The following is an 18,143-nucleotide window of genomic DNA, read 5'->3' on the forward strand; positions in this document are numbered from 1 at the left end:
GAAACGTTCCCGACTCCGCCTCCTGAGGGCGGCGCTACGGCTCCTCCCGCAGGAGGGTGGTGATGTCCGCCACGGACCAGTGTTCCGCCGCGCCGGGGCACGCGGCCACGTACGCGGCCACCGTGTCCCTGTCCCAGGCGCCGGCCGCCAGGAGCCCTGAGGCGAGGAGGCGGATGTAGGCGGGAGACGGGGCGACCCACGGAACGTCGGTCATCGCCCAGGGCGCGGTGAACGTGAGGAGGGGGAGGCCGTCCACCTGCCCGGCGCACACCAGTGTCTCGTAGCGGCCCTCGCCCAGCACGGCGCGACCGTCCCTGAGCACGTCCCGCAGATCCAGGTCCGGTCCGGGATCCCGGTACATCTCCTGGGCGGCGATGTCGGAGAACTGCTCCGCGGTCATCAGGTGGGCTCGGGCCAGTACGCGCCCGTCGACCCGCTCGTCGTAGAAGGCCCGGCCTCCGCCCCAGACGACGGACTCGGTGGCGAAGTACAGAGCCCCGGTCAGTTCCACGGGGATGGACCGCACCGGCATCGCGGGGTTCCGGCACCCGGGGTACTCCCGCGCGGCGCCTGCCGGGCGGCCGCCCCGGACGTAGGCGGCGAGCCGGTCCAGGTGCATGTTCGAGCCATAGGACGTGTACCAGACCCGCTCGGGACGCGGATCGTCCGGCAGGGTCGGGTCGATGCAAGGGGCACCCCGGCCCGATTGCGGCGGGCCGGGGCTCTCCGTCATGCGGTCGGCTTCGGGCTAGAGCTCGTGGTGCCGGACTACGCGGAAGCTGGCCACGACTCCGTTGTCGACGTAGATGCCGTCGGTGGTGCCCGCGTCCACGCCGTAACTGTCGCTGTGCGGGCCGACGATGGCGATCGGAGCGCCGTTGTCGCAGACCGGCCCGCGGAACACCTCGACGGTCCGGTGGCTCTCGTTGCGGATGTTCAGCGTCTTGGCGCCCAGGCCGCTGATCACGGTGACGCAGTCGCCGGGGTCGCTGGAGTACGAGCGCTCGTTGACCTGGATCCGGCCCTCGTAACCTTCGTGGCCCTCGCGACCTTCGTTGCCTCTGCCCTCGTTGCCTCTGCCTTCGCTGCCCTTGCTCTGACCGCCGTCGCCACCCTGCGGCGCTGCGCCGGTGGCCGCCGGGGCGGCCGGGGATGTCGGGGACGAGGCAGCCGAGGCGTACGTGATGCCGGACGCGGCCAGGGCGGCGGCGGTCCCGACAGCGGCGGTGACCATGGTGGAACGGGCGACCTTCATGTCGCTCTCCTGTCTCGTGTGCGGAGATGCCGGCCCGTCAGCCAGCCTGGGAAGAAAGTACACACAGCCGACATGACGGTCATATCGGAATATTGGCGCCACAGGCTGATCGGGGGATCCGGGGTGCCGGATGGCGCCCTCCGGGCGGCGCGCTCAAGCGTCAAGTCCCTTAAAGGAAAAGTGGATTGTCGCACCATTAGTCTTTACGAGGGATCTTCTGACGCTCCGTCACTCCCTCCCGGACCGGCGTGTCGATTCGGCCGCGACGCGGTGCGCCGTGTTACGCCCAGGGGGCGGGCTCCCGTCCAGACGGATTACGTTTCCGCAGGTCAGGGGCCTCTTAAAGAAGATGACAACGGTCACCGGTGCAGCCTTTGGTGAATACACCGACCATGCGTTTCACTGCGGCCAGGAACCCGACGCGAGGGGGAGGCGTACGACATGAGTGACCACGACCACGACCACGACCACGACCACGACCACGACCACGACCACGACCACGACCACGAGCACGAGCACGAGCACGCGCACGGTGCAGGCGGGCACGCGGGCCACACACACGGTGTCTCGGCGGACGCCGACCGCCGCTGGCTGGCCATCGCACTGAGCCTGATCACGGCGTTCATGGCGGTCGAGGTCACCGTCGGTGTCATCGCCGGCTCCCTGGCCCTGATCTCCGACGCGGCGCACATGCTCACCGACGCCGCCTCGATCGTGCTCGCCCTCGTCGCGATGCGGCTGTCGGCCCGCCCCGCCCGCGGCGGCTTCACCTACGGACTCAAGCGCGCGGAGATCCTCTCCGCCCAGGCCAACGGCCTGACCCTGCTGCTGCTCGGCACCTGGCTGGCGTACGAGGCGGTGCGGCGGCTCGTCAGCCCGCCTGAGGTCGAGGGCGGACTGATGCTGGCGACAGCGCTCGCCGGTATCGCCGTGAACGTGGTCGCCACCTGGTGCATCTCCAGGGCCAACCGCAGCTCCCTGAACGTCGAGGGTGCCTACCAGCACATCCTGAACGATCTGTTCGCCTTCATCGGGACGGCCGTCGCCGCGTTGATCGTCGTCCTCACCGGGTTCGCCCGGGCCGACGCCATCGCCACGCTCGTCGTGGTCGCCCTGATGTTCAAGGCCGGTTACGGACTGGTCCGGGACTCCGGACGGATCTTCCTGGAGGCCGCCCCGGCCGGCCTCGACCCGGACACGATCGGCGACGAACTCGCCGGGCAGCCATCCGTCGTGGAGATCCACGACCTGCACGTGTGGACCATCACCTCCGGCGAACCCGCCCTGTCCGCCCACGTCCTGGTCGAACCCGGCGGCGACTGCCACGCCGTACGCCGCCACCTCCAGCACCTGCTGCGCGACCGGCACGGCATCGGGCACGCCACCCTCCAGGTCGACCACCTCGGAGAGGACGCGGACGCCGCGGACCTGCTCCAGATCACCACACCGTCGGCCGAACAGCAGGCGGAGCACTGCGACGACGCCCACGGCCCCGTCCACCGGCCCGGCCCGCACGAGCACTGACGGGCGCCCGGGCCGTGGCGGTGCCGTGCCCGGCAGCCATGCCTCCGGCATCGCTGCCGCCGGTCGACCCGGCCGGTCGCGAGCCGCTGCACGCGTACGGCTGGTCCGACACCCCCGGGCCGCGCGGCGTCGGCATGGACGACGCGTCCGACGGTCTTCAGCAGGTGTTCTCGGAGGCCGAGGCCCTCGCCGAGCGTGGCCGCTGACCGGCCCGGGGCAGTCGCCTCAGACCTGCGCCGCGCCCGGCAGCCCGCCCTCGAAGGCCGCCAGGATCCGCTCCGCGGCCAGCGTGGCCGTCAACTCCCCGTCCCTGACCCGACGTTCGAGGCCGGGTGCGCTCTCGCGCACCGCCGGGGCCGCGTGCAGACGGCCGAGGAGCTCGTCGCGGACCATGGCCCAGGTCCACTCGACCTGCTGGTCGCGCCGCTTGGCGGTGAGGCGGCCGGTGGAGTCCAGGAGCGTGCGGTGCTGCTCCAGACGTTCCCAGAGCGTGTCCAGGCCCGCCGACTCCCGTGCGCTGCAACTGAGCACCGGGGGAGTCCAGAAGGCGTCCTTGCCGTGCATCAGCCGCAGGGCGCCCGCCAGTTCACGGGCCGCCGCACGGGCGTCCCGCTCGTGCGGGCCGTCCGCCTTGTTGACGGCGATGACGTCGGCCAGTTCCAGGACGCCCTTCTTGATGCCCTGGAGCTGGTCGCCGGTGCGGGCCAGCGTCAGCAGCAGGAAGGTGTCGACCATGCCCGCGACCGTCGTCTCCGACTGGCCCACGCCGACGGTCTCCACGAGGATCACGTCGTAGCCCGCCGCCTCCATCACCACCATCGACTCCCGGGTGGCCTTCGCGACCCCGCCCAGCGTGCCCGCGCTGGGGGAGGGGCGGATGAAGGCCGCCGGGTCCACGGACAGGCGCTCCATCCGGGTCTTGTCGCCCAGGATGGAGCCGCCCGTGCGGGTCGAGGACGGGTCGACGGCGAGCACCGCGACCCGATGGCCCAGCGAGGTCAGCATCGTGCCGAACGCGTCGATGAACGTCGACTTGCCGACCCCCGGCACCCCGCTGACGCCGATCCGCCGCGCCCGGCCGCTGTGCGGCAGGAGCTGCGTCAGCAACTCCTGTGCCAGCGCCCGGTGCTGGGGGCGGGTGGACTCGACGAGCGTGATGGCGCGGGCCACCAGGGCCCGCTTGCCGTCGAGCACACCCTTCACATACGTGTCGAGATCGATCGCGGCCATCGCGGCGCTACAGCTCGTGGCCGAGGTCGGCCGACAGCCGCCGCACCAGGTCGTACGCCGCGTCCGGGATCACCGTCCCCGGCCCGAACACGGCCGCGGCGCCCATCTCCAGCAGCGTCGGCACGTCCTGCGGCGGGATCACCCCGCCGACCGTGATCATGATGTCCTCGCGGCCCTCCTCGGCCAGTTGCTCGCGCAGCGCCGGTACGAGGGTGAGATGGCCCGCGGCCAGCGAGGACACCCCGACCACGTGGACGTCCGCCTCGACCGCCTGGCGGGCGACCTCCTCGGGCGTCTGGAACAGCGGGCCGACGTCGACGTCGAAGCCGAGGTCGGCGAAGGCGGTCGCGATCACCTTCTGGCCGCGGTCGTGACCGTCCTGGCCCATCTTGGCGACCAGGATGCGCGGCCGGCGCCCCTCGGCCTCCTCGAAGGCGTCCACCAGGGCACGGGTGCGGTCCACGTTCGGGGACTGGCCTGCTTCGTTGCGGTACACACCGGAGATCGTACGGATCTGGCTCGCGTGCCGGCCGTACACCTTCTCCAGGGCGTCCGAGATCTCGCCGACGGTCGCCTTGGCGCGGGCCGCCCGCACCGCCAGCTCCAGCAGGTTCTCCGTGCCGTCGGCCGCCCGGGTGAGCGCGTCGAGCGCGTCCCGGCAGGCCTGCTCGTCCCGTTCCGCCCGCAGCCGGCGCAGCTTCTCGATCTGCTGGGCGCGCACGGACGAGTTGTCGACCTTCAGCACCTCGATCTGCTCGTCGCTGTCGACCCGGTACTTGTTCACGCCGATCACCGGCTGGCGGCCGGAGTCGATCCGGGCCTGCGTGCGGGCCGCGGCCTCCTCCACGCGCAGCTTCGGGATGCCCGCGTCGATGGCCTGCGCCATGCCGCCCGCCTGCTCGACCTCCTGGATGTGCGCCCAGGCCTTGCGGGCGAGGTCGTAGGTCAGCCGCTCGACGTACGCGCTGCCGCCCCAGGGGTCGATGACCCGCGTGGTGCCCGACTCCTGCTGGAGGAGCAGCTGGGTGTTGCGGGCGATGCGCGCCGAGAAGTCCGTCGGCAGGGCGAGCGCCTCGTCGAGCGCGTTGGTGTGCAGCGACTGGGTGTGGCCCTGGGTCGCGGCCATCGCCTCCACGGCCGTACGCGTGACGTTGTTGAACACGTCCTGCGCGGTCAGCGACCAGCCCGAGGTCTGCGAATGGGTGCGCAGGGAGAGGGACTTGGTGTTCTTCGGCTCGAACTGGCTCACCAGCTTGGCCCACAGCAGGCGCGCCGCCCGCAACTTGGCGACCTCCATGAAGAAGTTCATGCCGATCGCCCAGAAGAAGCTCAGGCGCGGGGCGAACGCGTCCACGTCCAGGCCCGCCTCCCGGCCGGCGCGGAGGTACTCCACGCCGTCCGCGAGTGTGTACGCCAGCTCCAGGTCGGCCGTCGCGCCCGCCTCCTGGATGTGGTAGCCGGAGATGGAGATCGAGTTGTAGCGCGGCATCCGCTGCGAGGTGTAGGCGAAGATGTCGGAGATGATCCGCATCGACGGCTTCGGCGGATAGATGTAGGTGTTGCGGACCATGAACTCCTTGAGGATGTCGTTCTGGATGGTCCCGGCCAACTTCTCGGGCGCTACGCCCTGTTCCTCCGCCGCCACGATGTAGAGCGCCAGCACGGGGAGCACGGCGCCGTTCATCGTCATCGACACGGTCATCTTGTCGAGGGGGATCCCGTCGAACAGCTGCCGCATGTCGTAGATCGAGTCGATGGCCACGCCCGCCATGCCGACGTCGCCGGTCACGCGGGGGTGGTCGCTGTCGTAGCCCCGGTGCGTGGGCAGGTCGAAGGCGACCGACAGGCCCTTCTGACCGGCCGCCAGGTTGCGCCGGTAGAACGCGTTGGACTCCTCGGCGGTGGAGAAGCCCGCGTACTGGCGGATCGTCCAGGGCTGGTTGACGTACATCGTCGGGTACGGGCCGCGCAGGTAGGGCGCCATGCCCGGGTAGGTGCCGAGGAAGTCCAGGCCTTCCAGGTCACGGCCGGTGTAGAGCGCCTTGACCCCGATGCCCTCGGGGGTCTCCCACAGCGGCCGGTCGCCACCGGCCGCCAGCCACTGCTCGGCGCTGCCGTCGGCCACGGGGGTCCCCAGCTCGATGCCGGAGAAGTCGGGGATTCCCATCAGGACACTCCCATGCGGTCGAGGGTCGCGGACAGGACGTCGACGGCGTCGCAGCCCGCGAAGACGTACGCGTCGATGCCGGAGTAGTCGCCCCGGCCCGCCAGGAAGACGTGACCGGCACCGGCCGCGCGCAGCGACTCGGCCTGCCGCTCCGCCTGTTCGGCGTACCGGCCGTCGCTGGAGCAGAGCACGGCCTCGGTGGCGCCGCTGTCCTCGAAGCGCCCCTCGGTGACCGGCTCGATGCCGCCCGCCTGGAAGAGGTTGGCGGCGAAGGTGGCACGCGCGGTGTACTCGGCGGCCGAGCCGATCGTCGCGAGGTAGATCCGGGGGCGGGCGCCGGTCGCCGCGAGGTGGGCGTCGGAGCGGGCCCGCAGCTCCTCGTACGCCTCGTCGCGGCGCACGCGCGGCAGCCCGCCGGACGGCGGCTCGGGCGCGGGCTCGCGCTCCACGGGCTTCTCGCCGAGCAGCGGGAACTCGCTGACGCCCGTGATGGGTTCGCGCCGTTTGGCGAGCCCCTTGGAGCGCTGCGCCCACGTCGCGGCGAGGTCGGTGCGCAGCCGGCCCGAGCGCAGCACGGCCGGCAGGCCGCCGTCCCGCTCGATCGACCGGAAGAACTCCCAGGCGGCGTGGGCGAGTTCGTCGGTCAGCCGCTCGACGTACCAGGAGCCGCCGGCCGGGTCGATGACCCGCGCCAGGTGGGACTCCTCGATCAGGATCGTGGAGGTGTTGCGGGCGATGCGGCGGGCGAACGCGTCGGGCAGGCCCAGCGCGTGGTCGAACGGCAGCACGGTGACGGAGTCGGCGCCGCCCACTCCGGCGGCCAGCGTCGCGACCGTCGTGCGGAGCATGTTCACCCACGGGTCGCGGCGGCTCATCATCACCGGTGAGGTGACCGCGTGCTGCACCTGCGCGCCCGCGCCGGGCGCCCCGGACACCTCGGCGACCCGTGCCCACAGCCGGCGCGCGGCGCGCAGCTTGGCGACGGTGAGGAACTGGTCGGCGGTGGCCGCGTAGCGGAACTCCAGCTGGGCGGCGGCCTGTTCGACGCCGAGGCCCGCCTCGGTCAGCTCGCGCAGATAGGCCACACCGGTGGCGAGGGAGGCGCCCAGCTCCTGCGCGGCCGAACCGCCCGCCTCGTGGTACGGCAGCGCGTCCACGGTGAGCGCGCGCAGACCGGGGAACTCCTCGGCGCAGCGGGCGGCCAGGGCGGCGTACGGCGCGACGTCGAGCGCGGTGCCGGTGCGGGCCTCGTACCCGAGCGGGTCACCGCCCAGGTTGCCGCGTACGGCCTTGGCGTCGATGCCCTTGTCCGCGTACAGGCCCAGCAGCGCCGCCGCGGCGGCCTCGGTGTCGCGGCCCGCGTCGAGGACGACCGGCGCGAGGTCGAGGTAGACCCCGTCGAGCGCGCGGGGCAGGTCGGCGACCGGGAAGCCGCCCTCGCCCAGCACCAGCCACAGCGAGGTGCCGCCGTTCTCCAGGTCGGCCAGGACGGCGCCCTCGGTGAGTGCCGCGTGCCGCTGCCGTACGTCCCAGCCGCCGGCGGTGTTGCCCTCGGGGCGGCCGCCGCGCAGGTACGGGGCGAAGCCGGGCAGGCCGGGGTCGGGCGCGGCGTCGCGCGCGGTGTAGAGGGGCCGGGTGCGCAGCCCGTCCTCCAGCGTCGTGGACAGGGCGTCCTCCGCTGCCGCGCCAGAGACTTCCTTGCCCGACTTGCGTAGCACGCCCTCGACCAGGCGTTGCCATTGCTCGTGCGTCGCGTCAGGGAACTCGGCGGCCAGGGAGAGCCCGTCGTCAGGCAGGACCGTCATGCTCGGATGGTAGGGCAGGGCACTCGAGGACGGGTGAAGAGCGGGTTGTGAAGTTGCCCTCCCCGTACTTGTGACCTGCGCCTCCCGCTCGTCGGCCGGTGACGTTCAGGTGCTGTCGGGGGGAGTTCAGGAGCCGTCGGGGAGCGTGGCGTCCGGGACGAGCGCGCACAGGGCCGCGCGCTGCTCGGAGCCCATGGAGTCGGCGAGGGCCTGGCGGACGGTCCCGGCGAGCAGGGCGGAGGTCTCACGCAGCAGTTCGCGCGCCTTGTCGGTGAGCGCGACCTCCACGCCGCGCTTGTCGCCGCACACGGAGCGGCGGTTGACCAGGCCGGCCCGCTGGAGGCAGGCGATCTGGTAGGTGAGCCGGGTCTTGGGGCGGCCGAGGAGGTCGGCGACCTGGGTCATCCGCAGCCCGGTGCGCGGCCGTTCGGCCAGCAGGCACAGGATCAGGAACTCGTCGTGCGAGACGCCGAGGGTCTCCTTCACCGCCGTCCGCATCCGCTGCTCCACCCCGCCGGTCGCGGCCAGCAGCACCATCCACGCGCGCAGCTCGTTTGGGAGCAGCCGCTCCCCGCTCTCGGCCAGAGGACAAGAGGGCTGGTCGGCGGGGGGTCTGGTGGTGGCGGACATACGGCCAGTCTACCCGTTGTGCAAATTTGGATAACGGGCTAGCGTGGGGCTTCTTCGATTATCCAAATTTGAATCACTCGTTTCGGGAGTACGACCATGACCGTCGCCGTGGAAACAGGTACCTGGCAGCTCGACCCCAGCGCGTCCACCGTGGCGCTGCGGCACAGGACCATGTGGGGCCTGGTCACCGTGAAGGGCGCGTTCACCGCGATCAGCGGCGGGGGCGAGGTGAGCCCGGACGGCTCGGCCACCGGCACCGTGACGCTGGACGCCGCGTCCCTGGACACGAAACACGCCAAGCGGGACAAGCACCTGCGCTCGGCGGACTTCTTCGACACCGACCAGCACCCGGAGATCACCTTCGCCGTCCGGGGCGCCGACCGGCTCGACGCGGACGGCGTACGGGTCACCGGGCAGCTGACCGTACGGGGCGTCAGCCGGCCGCAGGAGCTCACCGCGCGCCTGGTCTCGGCGGACGCCGGCGGGCTCACCCTGGAGACCGAGTTCACCGTGGACCGCGACCAGTTCGGCATGGGCTGGAACCAGCTGGGGATGATGCGCGGCCTGACCACGGTGACGGCCGCGCTGCGCTTCACGCGCGCGGGTTCCTGAGCCGGGCGGCCCGGCCGGTCGGCCAGGCCGGGGCCCGAGGGTGTCAGCCGATCAGGCCCAGCTCCGACCGCTGCACGTCCTTGGTGGAGAGCGTCTGCGGGGTGGCCGTGAAGGCGCGCAGCCGGAGACGGGTGCTGTCCTTCGTGGGCAGCGGGTAGCTGCCGTCGGGCGCCCGCAGGACCACGGTCGCCGTGCCGTGCGCCGGGATCGTGGCCGGGCCGTGCGCCAGCGACCAGTACTTGTCCATGCCCTGGCCCGTCGTGAGCATGTAGTGCGGGGTGAGCGGGTCGCTCCCGGTGTTGGCGACCTTCACGGTCAGCGTGGACAGCGCGGTCGCCGACACGTGCCGGGCCTTCGTGATGTCCATGCGCAGCGGCGGCCCGCCGGTCGCCGCCACGGTCACGCTCAGCAGCGCGGGCAGCACGAGCAGCACCACGGCCGCGGTCAGCGCGGGCCTGCGGCGCCGGGCCGTCAGCCACGCGGGCCGCGGCTGCCACGCGCGCGTGAACTCCGACAGGGGCGTGGTGATCGCCGCCGCGAGCCACAGCGGCGTCATCATCAGGTAGTAGCCGTCCTGCGAGCGGGTCGCCAGGTAGAAGACGCACCAGGGCAGCACGGTCGCGGCCGGGCCGAGCCGCCGGACGAACAGCACGAACAGCCCCAGCAGGGCCGCGGCCAGCAGCATGCTCGCGTGGCTGTACCAGTCGAGCCGGTCGCTGCCGTGGGTGAAGTACAGCGAGATGTCCACCAGGCCCTGGCCGTGCACCACCGCGCCCTGGGTCAGCGGCAGGACGATGCCCCGGATCCAGGGGCCGGGCTCGGTCACCACGAAGTAGGCGTTGATCACGAACCAGGTGAGGACCGCGACGCCCGTGACCCGCAGCACCACGCGCGCCGCCGCCCGCCCGCCCAGCTCGCCGCGGCGCACGGCGTAGATCCCGGCCAGCAGGAACGGCGCGAGGAACCACGGGAGTTGCTGTGCCGCGCACGCGGCACCGAGGCACGCCGCCCGCGCGATCCCGGACGCGCCCAGCCGCCCCCCGGCGCCCAGCCGGGTCCAGCCCGCCACCACCGGCATCAGCAGGACCAGGGCGACGATCGCCGGGTAGCCCTGGCGGGCGTACATCGGCAGGAAGCCGAAGCCCAGGCAGACCATCGTCGCCGCCGAACGCCACGGCGCCGGAAGCCGCCGCCACAGCACGACCGTGCCCGCGATCAGTACGGCCGTCACCGCCGCCGTGGCCGGCGCGCCGCCCCGGCCGACCGCCAGGAAGGGCAGCGTGAGCAGCGGCGTCAGCGGCGGGTAGCCGTACGTGAAGTCGTACCCGCCGGTCGTCGTCGGCGTCAGGGCGACACCCGGGAGGTGGAACAGCCACGGCCACGGGTGGTCGTAGACCTGGTGCCCGCCCAGGATCTCCCTCGCCGCCTGCGTGGTCAGGACCGCCTCGTCGCCGCCGGCGTGGTTGAGCGCCCACGTGCACAGGGTGAGCGCGATCGCCGTGACCAGCACCACCAGGTCCAGGCGGGCCAGCGAGCGCGCCCGGCGGGCCGTGAGCGCGAGGACGCCGGTCACCAGGATCGCGGCGTAACAGAGGGAGATGACCGCGGCGAGGGTCAGCCGGTGCGTCGCCGCCTGGGTCCACACCGTCCGGGCGCCGATGAACAGGCTGACGTCGGCGAGCAGGGTGAGCACGCGATGCCACTGCGCGGGCGCCTCGGAGGCGGACTCCAGGTGGGATCCCGGAACGGCGGACACCGCCGACTGCGTCCGCCGGCCGGGTGTCACCTGCGGTGTTTCTGCCAAGTGCACGGCACGGGAAGCTACTGACGGGAAATGACCACGACATGGCCGCTTGTGAAGAGTCCGGTATGAGCGAGGTAAGAAGGGGACTTAACCGTACATGTGCCCCGTGTCATGCCGGAGTCGGGACATCCGAGCGGTCGCACACCGTGTCGTTGTTGGGCCGAACGGGTGACTTGGCGTAAGAATTGGCCGGTGCAGGCATTGAGTGTGAGTCAGGTCGGGGGGAGCCGGTGAACCGTTACGACGTCACCGATGAACAGTGGGAAGGGCTCGCCCAGGTCGTGCCGTTGCGGGGCCGGGACGCGTGGCCGTCCGCGGTGAACCACCGCGCGCTGCCGGACGCCGAGACCGAGACCCGGCGCCGGTTCGTGGTCCTGCGCGTCAACGTCTTCGCGGACGCGCGGGAGGTCGCCGAGACCCTGATGGCCGGGGCGCCGGTACTGCTCGACCTGTCCAGCGCCGAGACGGACGTCGCCAAGCGCGTCCTCGACTTCAGTACGGGCGTGGTCTTCGGGCTCGGCAGCGGGATGCACCGCGTCGACCGGAACGTGTTCCTCCTCACCCCGCCCGGGACCGAGGTCAGCGGGCTGATGGAAGGGGCGGGGATGTCGGGGAGCTGACCCGGCCGTCCCCCGTTCGTAGGAAGGCTCGCCGGGGAAAACGGTTCGGCGGGGCGGCGGAGATCTACCGTCCACCCATGGCCCTGCCCTCTGTGTCCGCCGAGCCTCCGGCGGCCGCCGCGTCCGGCGGGAGCGTCCCCGCGCAGTCCCGTGAACCTCTCGACGCGCGGATCGTCCCCGCGCGGTCCGGTGCCTCCGGGGACGTGCTCGACGTCCTCGATGTGCGCCCCCGGATCACCGAGCTGCGGCTGTCGGCCTTCGCCGGGCACCGGCGGGCCGCGTTTCCGCTCGGGCCGGTCACGGTGCTCGCCGGGCCCAGCGGCACGGGCAAGACGACCGCGCTCATGGCGTACGAGGCGCTCGCCCGGCTCGCCGCCGGCGCCCCGCTCCCGGAGGCGTTCCCGGACCCGCTCGCCTGCGTTCCGCAGCGGGCGCGCCCCGACGCTGGCGGACGGCGGGGCTTCCGCATCGGGTGCACGGCCGACGGCGTCGAGGGGCCCGTCCGGCTCGACGTCGCCGTCCAGGCCGAACCCTGTCTGCGGATCGCGGGGGAGCGGCTGACCGCGGGCGGGGTCGTGCTGCTGGAGACCGCGTTGCGCGACCCGTCCCGCCGGGCCGTCCAGGCCGCCTGGCACACCGCGGGCTCCGCCCCGGTCACCCGCGCCCCGCTGCCCGACGACCGGCTCGGCACCGCCCTGCTGCCGTTGCGCGTGGCCGGCAAGACGGAGGGGCAGCGGCAGGTGCTCGCCGCGGCCGAGCAGATGGTGGTCGCCCTGCGCTCCGTCTTCCCGTGCGACCCCCGCCCCGCGTCCATGCGCACGCCCGTCCCCATGGGCTCGGGACGGCTGCTGCCCGGCTGCGACAACCTCGCCGACGTGTTGTGGCGCACCCGCGCCGAGTGCGCCCGCCGGCATGCTCTGCTGGTGGAGGCGCTGCGCACGGGCTGCGCGGGGCCCGTGGCCGACCTGGTCGCCGAGCCGCTGGGCGACGGCGCGGTACGGGCGCTGCTCGACCGCGGCGACGGCCTGCGCACCGAGCTGGCCCGGCTCGGGGACGGCGAACTCCGTTATCTGGCACTGACGCTGGTGCTGCTGACCGGGCCCGGTGTGCTGGCCGTGGACACTCCCGGCGAGGTGCCGGACGCGCTGCGCAGCCTCACCGTCCTGGCCGACGGCCTCGACCGCGGCCTCGACCCCGGCCAGCGCAGCGCACTGCTGTGGCTGGCGGCCCGGATGGGCGAGCGCGGGCACATCCGGTGTCTGGGCGCGGTGAGCGACGGCTCCTGGGCCACCGGGGTCCGGGGCGTCACGGTGGTACACCTGGACCGTGACGGAACCTCTTGACCTGGCCCGACTCCAGCACCGGCTCGCCGAGTTCGCGGCCGCGCGGAACTGGCAGCCCCACCACACGCCCAAGAACCTCGCCGCCGCGCTCTCGGTGGAGGCCTCCGAACTGGTGGAGATCTTCCAGTGGTTGACCCCGGAGGAGTCGGCGCGGGTGATGGCCGACCCCGGCACCGCGCACCGCGTCGAGGACGAGGTGGCCGATGTCCTCGCCTACCTCCTCCAGTTCTGCGGCACCCTCGGTATCGACCCGCTGGCCGCGCTGGCCGCCAAGATCGACCGGAACGAGCGTCGTTTTCCGGTCGCGGGGGACAAGGGCGGGGACGAACCGGGTCAACTGACGGACTCCTGAACTCCATTATTACTTTCCGTAGTCAAATCGCCTGTCGAATCCGAATTGTTGTCCACAAATTTCCGCCCACCTCTGGCTTTTCGACTCAAGCACTCTCACTCTGGGTAGTGAACAAGGTAGTTCGAAGAGTGTTCCGGCGGACGTGCGAGAAGACATGTGGAGGGACGGGGGCGACCTATGGATGCGATACGGCTCATCCTCGCGAGCAGGCGAGCCCTGGCGAACAGCGCGAACGCAGGCGAAATCCTGGCGGAGGTCTGGCAGGCCCAGGCCCTGGCCCAGGCGATCGGCAGCCGCCTCGCGGTCTCGGGCCCGCCGGAGCTGCGCGGCGAGGCACTGGGCCTGACGGAGCTGGCGGGCCGGGGCTGCGGCGTCCTGGACCCGCCCGAGCTGGACCCCGGCGATCTGCGCGCCGCCCAGCTCACCGAACTGGACGACGCCCGCGAGACCCTGCTCTGCCTCGGGGGGCTGCTCGGCGAGGTCGGCATCGCCCTGGTCGGCATGGCGAGCGCCGCCGCCGACGAGACGACGTACTGGCAGTGCATGGAGGCCATCGACGCGGCCGACGAATCCCGCGACCGCGTCCGCGAGATGCTGCGCAAACTGGCAGCGCGGGAGGAGGTCTTACCGGAGCGCGAATTCGGCTGAACGCCCTGGAGCCGCCCTCGAAGACGGCACCGCCCACGTCGACACCGCCGCTCACACCGGCCGCGCGTTCCGCTCGTCGACCGGCCTCGCTCATGCCCGCCCGGCTCCGCACCCGCCAACCGGAGCCGCTTACATGGCCCCGGTGCCACCCGCGCCGGCTCCGTGCCGCCCTTGCGGACCGATGCCGCTCACCGCGTCCCGGTGCCGCTTCCTCCGGCGGGAGTCGCTCGCGTCGGTTCGCCGTCGGTCGGTCAGCCGATGCCGTTCCCCCGTCGAAGCCGCTCGCATCGGCCGCGCTGCCCCTGTCGACCGGTGCCGCTCACCGCGTCCCGGTGCTGCTCCCGCCGACCTGAGCTCCTCCGGCCAGAGCCGCGTCTGCCGGTCTGTCAGCCGATGCCGTTCCCCCGTCGGGGCCGGTCCCCCGTCGAAGTCGCTCGCGCCGCCCCGGTAAACCGATGCCGCCCCTCTCGGCCCGGTGCCGTTCCCCCGACCGGTGCCGGTCAACCGCCGTTGCTCACCTCGGCCCGGTGTCGCTCTTCCCGGCCGGAGGCGACGTCACTCCCGTCGGCCGGCGTCGCGCCGGTCGTCAGTCGGCACTGCCCCGATCGCTCGGTGCCGCCTTCGTCCGCGTGAGCCGGAGCCGTTCCTGCGGCGTGCAGACCGGCCAGCTCCGACAGATCCGCGTTCAGCGCCGCCATCAGCTCTTCCATCTGCTCCAGCAGCCCCTTCGGCTGCCCGGCGGAGCCCAGCTCTTCGGACATCACGGCCTCCTCGGCCCCCGGCCCGGCGGGGCCGGCGCGGGTGCCGGACGGTCCGGCACCGTGGTCCCAACGATCATCACCGGGGCCGGTCACTGGCCCGCACGGCGCCCCGGGCACCCCGCCCCGGATTTTCACCCGACCGGGGATCAGCGCACCCGGCGGTACCGGCGAGGTTGACGCGGGCCGCGGCGTGCAGGATAGATGTATGGACCTGCGAATCTTCACCGAGCCCCAGCAGGGGGCCACCTACGACACCTTGCTCACCGTGGCGAAGGCCACCGAGGACCTCTGCTTCGACGCCTTCTTCCGTTCCGACCACTACCTCAGCATGGGCGGCACGGACGGCCTGCCCGGCCCCACGGACGCCTGGATCACCCTGGCCGGCCTCGCCCGCGAGACCAAGCGCATCCGCCTGGGCACGCTGATGACCGCCGGCACCTTCCGGCTTCCCGGTGTGCTCGCCATCCAGGTCGCCCAGGTCGACCAGATGTCCGGCGGCCGTGTGGAACTGGGCCTCGGCGCCGGCTGGTTCGAGGAGGAGCACAAGGCGTACGGCATCCCCTTCCCGAAGGAGAAGTTCGCCCGCCTGGAGGAGCAGCTCGCGATCGTCACGGGGCTGTGGGCGACCGAGCCCGGCAAGACCTTCGACTTCCACGGCACCTACTACGACCTCACCGAGTCGCCCGCGTTGCCCAAGCCCGCTCAGGGCAAGGTCCCGGTGCTCATCGGCGGCCACGGTGCGACCCGTACGCCGCGGCTCGCCGCGAAGTACGCCGACGAGTTCAACATCCCGTTCGCCTCGGTCGAGGACAGCGAGCGGCAGTTCGGCCGGGTCCGGGCCGCCGCCGAGGAGGCCGGCCGCGGCGCGGACGACCTGACGTACTCCAACGCACTCGTGGTCTGTGTCGGCCGCGACGACCGGGAGGTCGCCCGCCGCGCCGCCGCGATCGGCCGTGAGGTGGACGAGCTGAAGGCCAACGGCCTGGCCGGCTCCCCGGCCGAGGTCGTCGACAAGATCGGCCGGTACGCCGCGATCGGCTCCCGGCGCCTGTACCTCCAGGTGCTCGACCTCGACGACCTGGACCACCTGGAGCTGATCTCCGCCCAGGTGCGGTCGCAGCTGTCGTAGGACGGACGCTCGCGGCGATGTCCTTCCCCGCCCGGGCTTCCCCGCCCGGGCTTCCCCGCCCGGGCTTCCCCGCCCGGGCTTCCCCGCCCGGGAGGGACGTCGCCGCACGGCGCGGCATGGCCGCTCCTGCCGTCCGGGGCGCCTGCCCGTGCCCGGGGGGATGCCGAGGTGGTGCCGGTATGTGATGGAGTAGGGACCATGGGGTCCGGCATCTACGTCCATGCGTTCCGTGACGGCGACGTCGTGCCGATGGACGCCACCGCCGTGCGCGAGGTGCTGGTGCCGTACGCCCCGTACGACGTGCCCGACGGCGAGCCGGTCGAGTGGGTGCGGGCCGCCGACGGCAGTGACGCCGACGTGTATCTGCACCTCGGGGTGTCGTTCGACCGGCCGGGCCCCGGCGTTCTGGACATCGTCGCCGAGCTGGCCCGCCGCACCGGCGCGGCGATCGTGCTGCTCGGGGATCCGACGGTGATCGTGACCAGCGAGGAGGACGTGCGGCAGCTGCCGGAGGACCTGCGGGCACGGGCGGTCGTGGTGCCGCCCGCCGCGCTGACCGGGCAGGCGATCGAACAGGTCGTCAGACCGCGTCCGCAGCCCCGCCGCCGCCCGCTGCTGCCGCCGTTCCCCTACCACCCGGACCCGGTGGCCACCGGCTCGGTGCGGGCCGCCGACGAGCCGTGCGCGTGCTGCGGGCACGACCAGGGCTGGATCTACACCGGCCCGGTCTACGGCGAGGACGTACCGGACGGACGGCTGTGCCCCTACTGCGTCGCCTACGGCACGGCCGCCAGGCGCCACGGCGTGTTCTTCAACGACGTGGCGGCCGGGCGGATGCCGGACGAGGCGGCCCGGCAGATCTGTGAGCGCACCCCCGGCTTCGCCACCTGGCAGGACTGGGGCTGGCCGGCGCACTGCGGCGACGGCGCCGTGTTCCTCGGCGCGGCCGGCGCGCGCGAACTGCGGCCCTACCCGGACGCGTTGGACCAGCTGCGCCGGGAGTGCGCCGCGTGGGGCTGGCCGGACGGCACGGTCGAGGAGTTCCTCGCGGCGCTCGACAAGGACGGGCAGCCGACCGGGTACCTCTTCCGCTGCCGTGTGTGCGGGACGCATCTCGCGCGGGCCGACTTCACCTGAGACCGCGTGCGACGGCAGCCGGTCCGAGCCGGGAGTCGGCGATTGTGAACCAGTTGTGATCTTCTGGTGCCGGAAGTGTGGGTTCCGTCACGGCGTCCATGATCCCGGCCTGATCGGATGACCCCGTGCGCAAAGTCCTGCCTCTCGCCCTCGCCGCCCTCTTCGCCCTGTCAGCCTGCCAGTTCACCGATCGCCTCAGCGGCGACGACGACCCCGCGGGCGAGGCCCGCCGTCTCAACGCGGTCTCGGCGTTCCCGCTGTACGCGTATGACATCGACCCCTCCGCGGCCGACAGCAAGGCCGTCGACCGGGCGCAGTGGATCCTCGCCAAGCGGTGCATGGTCCGGCTCGGCTTCTCGGGTTTCGCGGTGCTCGACACCAAGTCGGTCGAGTCGACCTACCCGGTCCGGCAGGGCACGCTCGACCTCAGCAGTTCCGTCGGCGACGACCGGCCGTACGGCGTGGACGACCCCGACCTGGCGTCCGAGCACGGCTACCACAACCACGACCTGGCCGCCGGCACCCAGGACCTGGAGTGGCCCACCGACCAGTTCCTGGCCCTCACCGCCGAGTTCGGGACCGGCGACAGCCACTTCGCGCACGGACACCGCATACCCGACGGCGGCTGCCTGGGGCAGGCACGGCAGAGGATCACCGGCCCCACACCCGCCACGAAGGCCGACGGCGTGCGGCTCACCGGCACCACCTCGATCGCCATGCGCCTGTGGATCCAGTCCGGCAAGGAGGCCCGCCAGGACCCGGCCTGGAAGAAGGCCGACCACGCCTGGTCGGACTGCATGAAGAAGCGGGGCTTCCACTACGCCGACCCGGACGCTGCGTCCCTGGACACGGCCTGGTTCCGCACCGAGAAGCCCACCGGCAAGGAGCGGAAGACGGCCGCCGCCGACGCGACGTGCAAGCTCGACACCGGATACATCCAGTCCGTCCACGCCGTCCAGGCGCGCGCCCAGAAGAGCGCCATCCGCCGGAACAAGCAGGAACTGGAGGACCAGCGCGCGGCGCAGCAACGGGCCGTGCGCAACGCCCGCGCCATCGTCGCCGCGGCGTCGTGACGGGGGAAGGCGAGGAGAGCGGCCGGGAAATCCGGTGGTCACCGGGGGTCGGG

General features: G+C 72.6%; 18 protein-coding genes. 10 read left to right on the plus strand and 8 right to left on the minus strand.

Annotated elements, in window-relative coordinates; all coding sequences use genetic code 11:
• Positions 1–34: 34 nt before the first annotated feature.
• Both BIV23_RS08700 and BIV23_RS08705 read right to left on the minus strand, forming a co-directional pair.
• Complete coding sequence (locus BIV23_RS08700) at positions 35–733, minus strand: histone deacetylase (RefSeq protein ID WP_071380194.1); 699 nt, start codon at positions 731–733, stop codon at positions 35–37.
• Positions 734–748: 15 nt separating this feature from the next.
• The gene (locus BIV23_RS08705) at positions 749–1,255 is read right to left on the minus strand and encodes a hypothetical protein (RefSeq protein WP_071380195.1); all 507 of its coding nucleotides are present in this window, start codon (positions 1,253–1,255) and stop codon (positions 749–751) included.
• 441 nt (positions 1,256–1,696) lie between these two features.
• Here BIV23_RS08705 and BIV23_RS08710 point away from each other — a divergent pair, with 441 nt between their 5' ends.
• Together BIV23_RS08710 and BIV23_RS50215 are read left to right on the plus strand one after the other, a co-directional pair.
• Positions 1,697–2,779: a cation diffusion facilitator family transporter gene (locus tag BIV23_RS08710; RefSeq protein WP_071380196.1), complete on the plus strand. Its 1,083-nt coding sequence runs from the start codon at positions 1,697–1,699 to the stop codon at positions 2,777–2,779.
• Between the two features lie 38 nt (positions 2,780–2,817).
• Positions 2,818–2,985: a hypothetical protein gene (locus BIV23_RS50215; RefSeq protein ID WP_177239798.1), complete on the plus strand. Its 168-nt coding sequence runs from the start codon at positions 2,818–2,820 to the stop codon at positions 2,983–2,985.
• 19 nt (positions 2,986–3,004) lie between these two features.
• Here the strand turns inward: BIV23_RS50215 and meaB are convergent, their stop codons facing one another.
• The 4 genes from meaB to BIV23_RS08730 form a co-directional block, all read right to left on the minus strand.
• Positions 3,005–4,009: a methylmalonyl Co-A mutase-associated GTPase MeaB gene (gene meaB, locus BIV23_RS08715; protein WP_071380197.1), complete on the minus strand. Its 1,005-nt coding sequence runs from the start codon at positions 4,007–4,009 to the stop codon at positions 3,005–3,007.
• A 7-nt stretch (positions 4,010–4,016) separates the two neighbouring features.
• Positions 4,017–6,176: a methylmalonyl-CoA mutase gene (gene scpA, locus BIV23_RS08720; RefSeq protein WP_071380198.1), complete on the minus strand. Its 2,160-nt coding sequence runs from the start codon at positions 6,174–6,176 to the stop codon at positions 4,017–4,019.
• A complete protein-coding gene (locus tag BIV23_RS08725) occupies positions 6,176–7,981 on the minus strand; it encodes a methylmalonyl-CoA mutase family protein (protein WP_071380199.1) in 1,806 nt (601 codons plus the stop codon). The genes scpA and BIV23_RS08725 overlap by 1 nt, the downstream gene beginning before the upstream one ends.
• 126 nt (positions 7,982–8,107) lie before the next feature.
• Complete coding sequence (locus tag BIV23_RS08730; protein WP_071380200.1) at positions 8,108–8,611, minus strand: MarR family winged helix-turn-helix transcriptional regulator; 504 nt, start codon at positions 8,609–8,611, stop codon at positions 8,108–8,110.
• 96 nt (positions 8,612–8,707) lie between these two features.
• On the opposite strand from BIV23_RS08730, the gene BIV23_RS08735 reads away from it, so the two are divergent.
• Entirely contained in the window at positions 8,708–9,223 is a 516-nt protein-coding gene (locus BIV23_RS08735) for a YceI family protein (protein ID WP_071380201.1), read from the plus strand.
• A 43-nt stretch (positions 9,224–9,266) separates the two neighbouring features.
• Here BIV23_RS08735 and BIV23_RS08740 read toward each other — a convergent pair whose 3' ends face one another.
• Positions 9,267–10,979 (minus strand): hypothetical protein, encoded by a 1,713-nt coding sequence (locus BIV23_RS08740; RefSeq protein WP_071380202.1) that lies wholly within the window; start codon positions 10,977–10,979, stop codon positions 9,267–9,269.
• A gap of 278 nt (positions 10,980–11,257) precedes the next feature.
• Here BIV23_RS08740 and BIV23_RS08745 point away from each other — a divergent pair, with 278 nt between their 5' ends.
• The 4 genes from BIV23_RS08745 to BIV23_RS08760 all read left to right on the plus strand — a co-directional run bounded on the left by BIV23_RS08745 (position 11,258) and on the right by BIV23_RS08760 (position 13,990).
• Positions 11,258–11,647: a cell division protein SepF gene (locus tag BIV23_RS08745; protein WP_071380203.1), complete on the plus strand. Its 390-nt coding sequence runs from the start codon at positions 11,258–11,260 to the stop codon at positions 11,645–11,647.
• Between the two features lie 77 nt (positions 11,648–11,724).
• The gene (locus BIV23_RS08750) at positions 11,725–12,990 is read left to right on the plus strand and encodes an AAA family ATPase (protein ID WP_071380204.1); all 1,266 of its coding nucleotides are present in this window, start codon (positions 11,725–11,727) and stop codon (positions 12,988–12,990) included.
• On the plus strand, positions 12,974–13,342 hold the full coding sequence (locus BIV23_RS08755; RefSeq protein WP_071380205.1) for a nucleotide pyrophosphohydrolase: 369 nt from the start codon (positions 12,974–12,976) through the stop codon (positions 13,340–13,342). The genes BIV23_RS08750 and BIV23_RS08755 overlap by 17 nt, the downstream gene beginning before the upstream one ends.
• 177 nt (positions 13,343–13,519) lie before the next feature.
• Positions 13,520–13,990, plus strand: coding sequence for a DUF6099 family protein (locus BIV23_RS08760; RefSeq protein WP_177235376.1), 471 nt, complete (start codon positions 13,520–13,522; stop codon positions 13,988–13,990).
• A 500-nt stretch (positions 13,991–14,490) separates the two neighbouring features.
• Here BIV23_RS08760 and BIV23_RS08765 read toward each other — a convergent pair whose 3' ends face one another.
• Positions 14,491–14,751, minus strand: coding sequence for a hypothetical protein (locus BIV23_RS08765; protein ID WP_071380206.1), 261 nt, complete (start codon positions 14,749–14,751; stop codon positions 14,491–14,493).
• Between the two features lie 205 nt (positions 14,752–14,956).
• Here BIV23_RS08765 and BIV23_RS08770 point away from each other — a divergent pair, with 205 nt between their 5' ends.
• The 3 genes from BIV23_RS08770 (at position 14,957) to BIV23_RS08780 (ending at position 18,090) form a co-directional block, all read left to right on the plus strand.
• Positions 14,957–15,880 (plus strand): LLM class F420-dependent oxidoreductase, encoded by a 924-nt coding sequence (locus BIV23_RS08770; protein ID WP_071380207.1) that lies wholly within the window; start codon positions 14,957–14,959, stop codon positions 15,878–15,880.
• Between the two features lie 198 nt (positions 15,881–16,078).
• On the plus strand, positions 16,079–17,017 hold the full coding sequence (locus tag BIV23_RS49550) for a CbrC family protein (protein ID WP_245790464.1): 939 nt from the start codon (positions 16,079–16,081) through the stop codon (positions 17,015–17,017).
• A 125-nt stretch (positions 17,018–17,142) separates the two neighbouring features.
• On the plus strand, positions 17,143–18,090 hold the full coding sequence (locus BIV23_RS08780; RefSeq protein WP_071380208.1) for a hypothetical protein: 948 nt from the start codon (positions 17,143–17,145) through the stop codon (positions 18,088–18,090).
• The last annotated feature ends 53 nt before the right edge of the window (positions 18,091–18,143 follow it).

The sequence above is a fragment of the Streptomyces monashensis genome, assembly GCF_001866665.1.
Classification (GTDB): domain Bacteria; phylum Actinomycetota; class Actinomycetes; order Streptomycetales; family Streptomycetaceae; genus Streptomyces; species Streptomyces monashensis.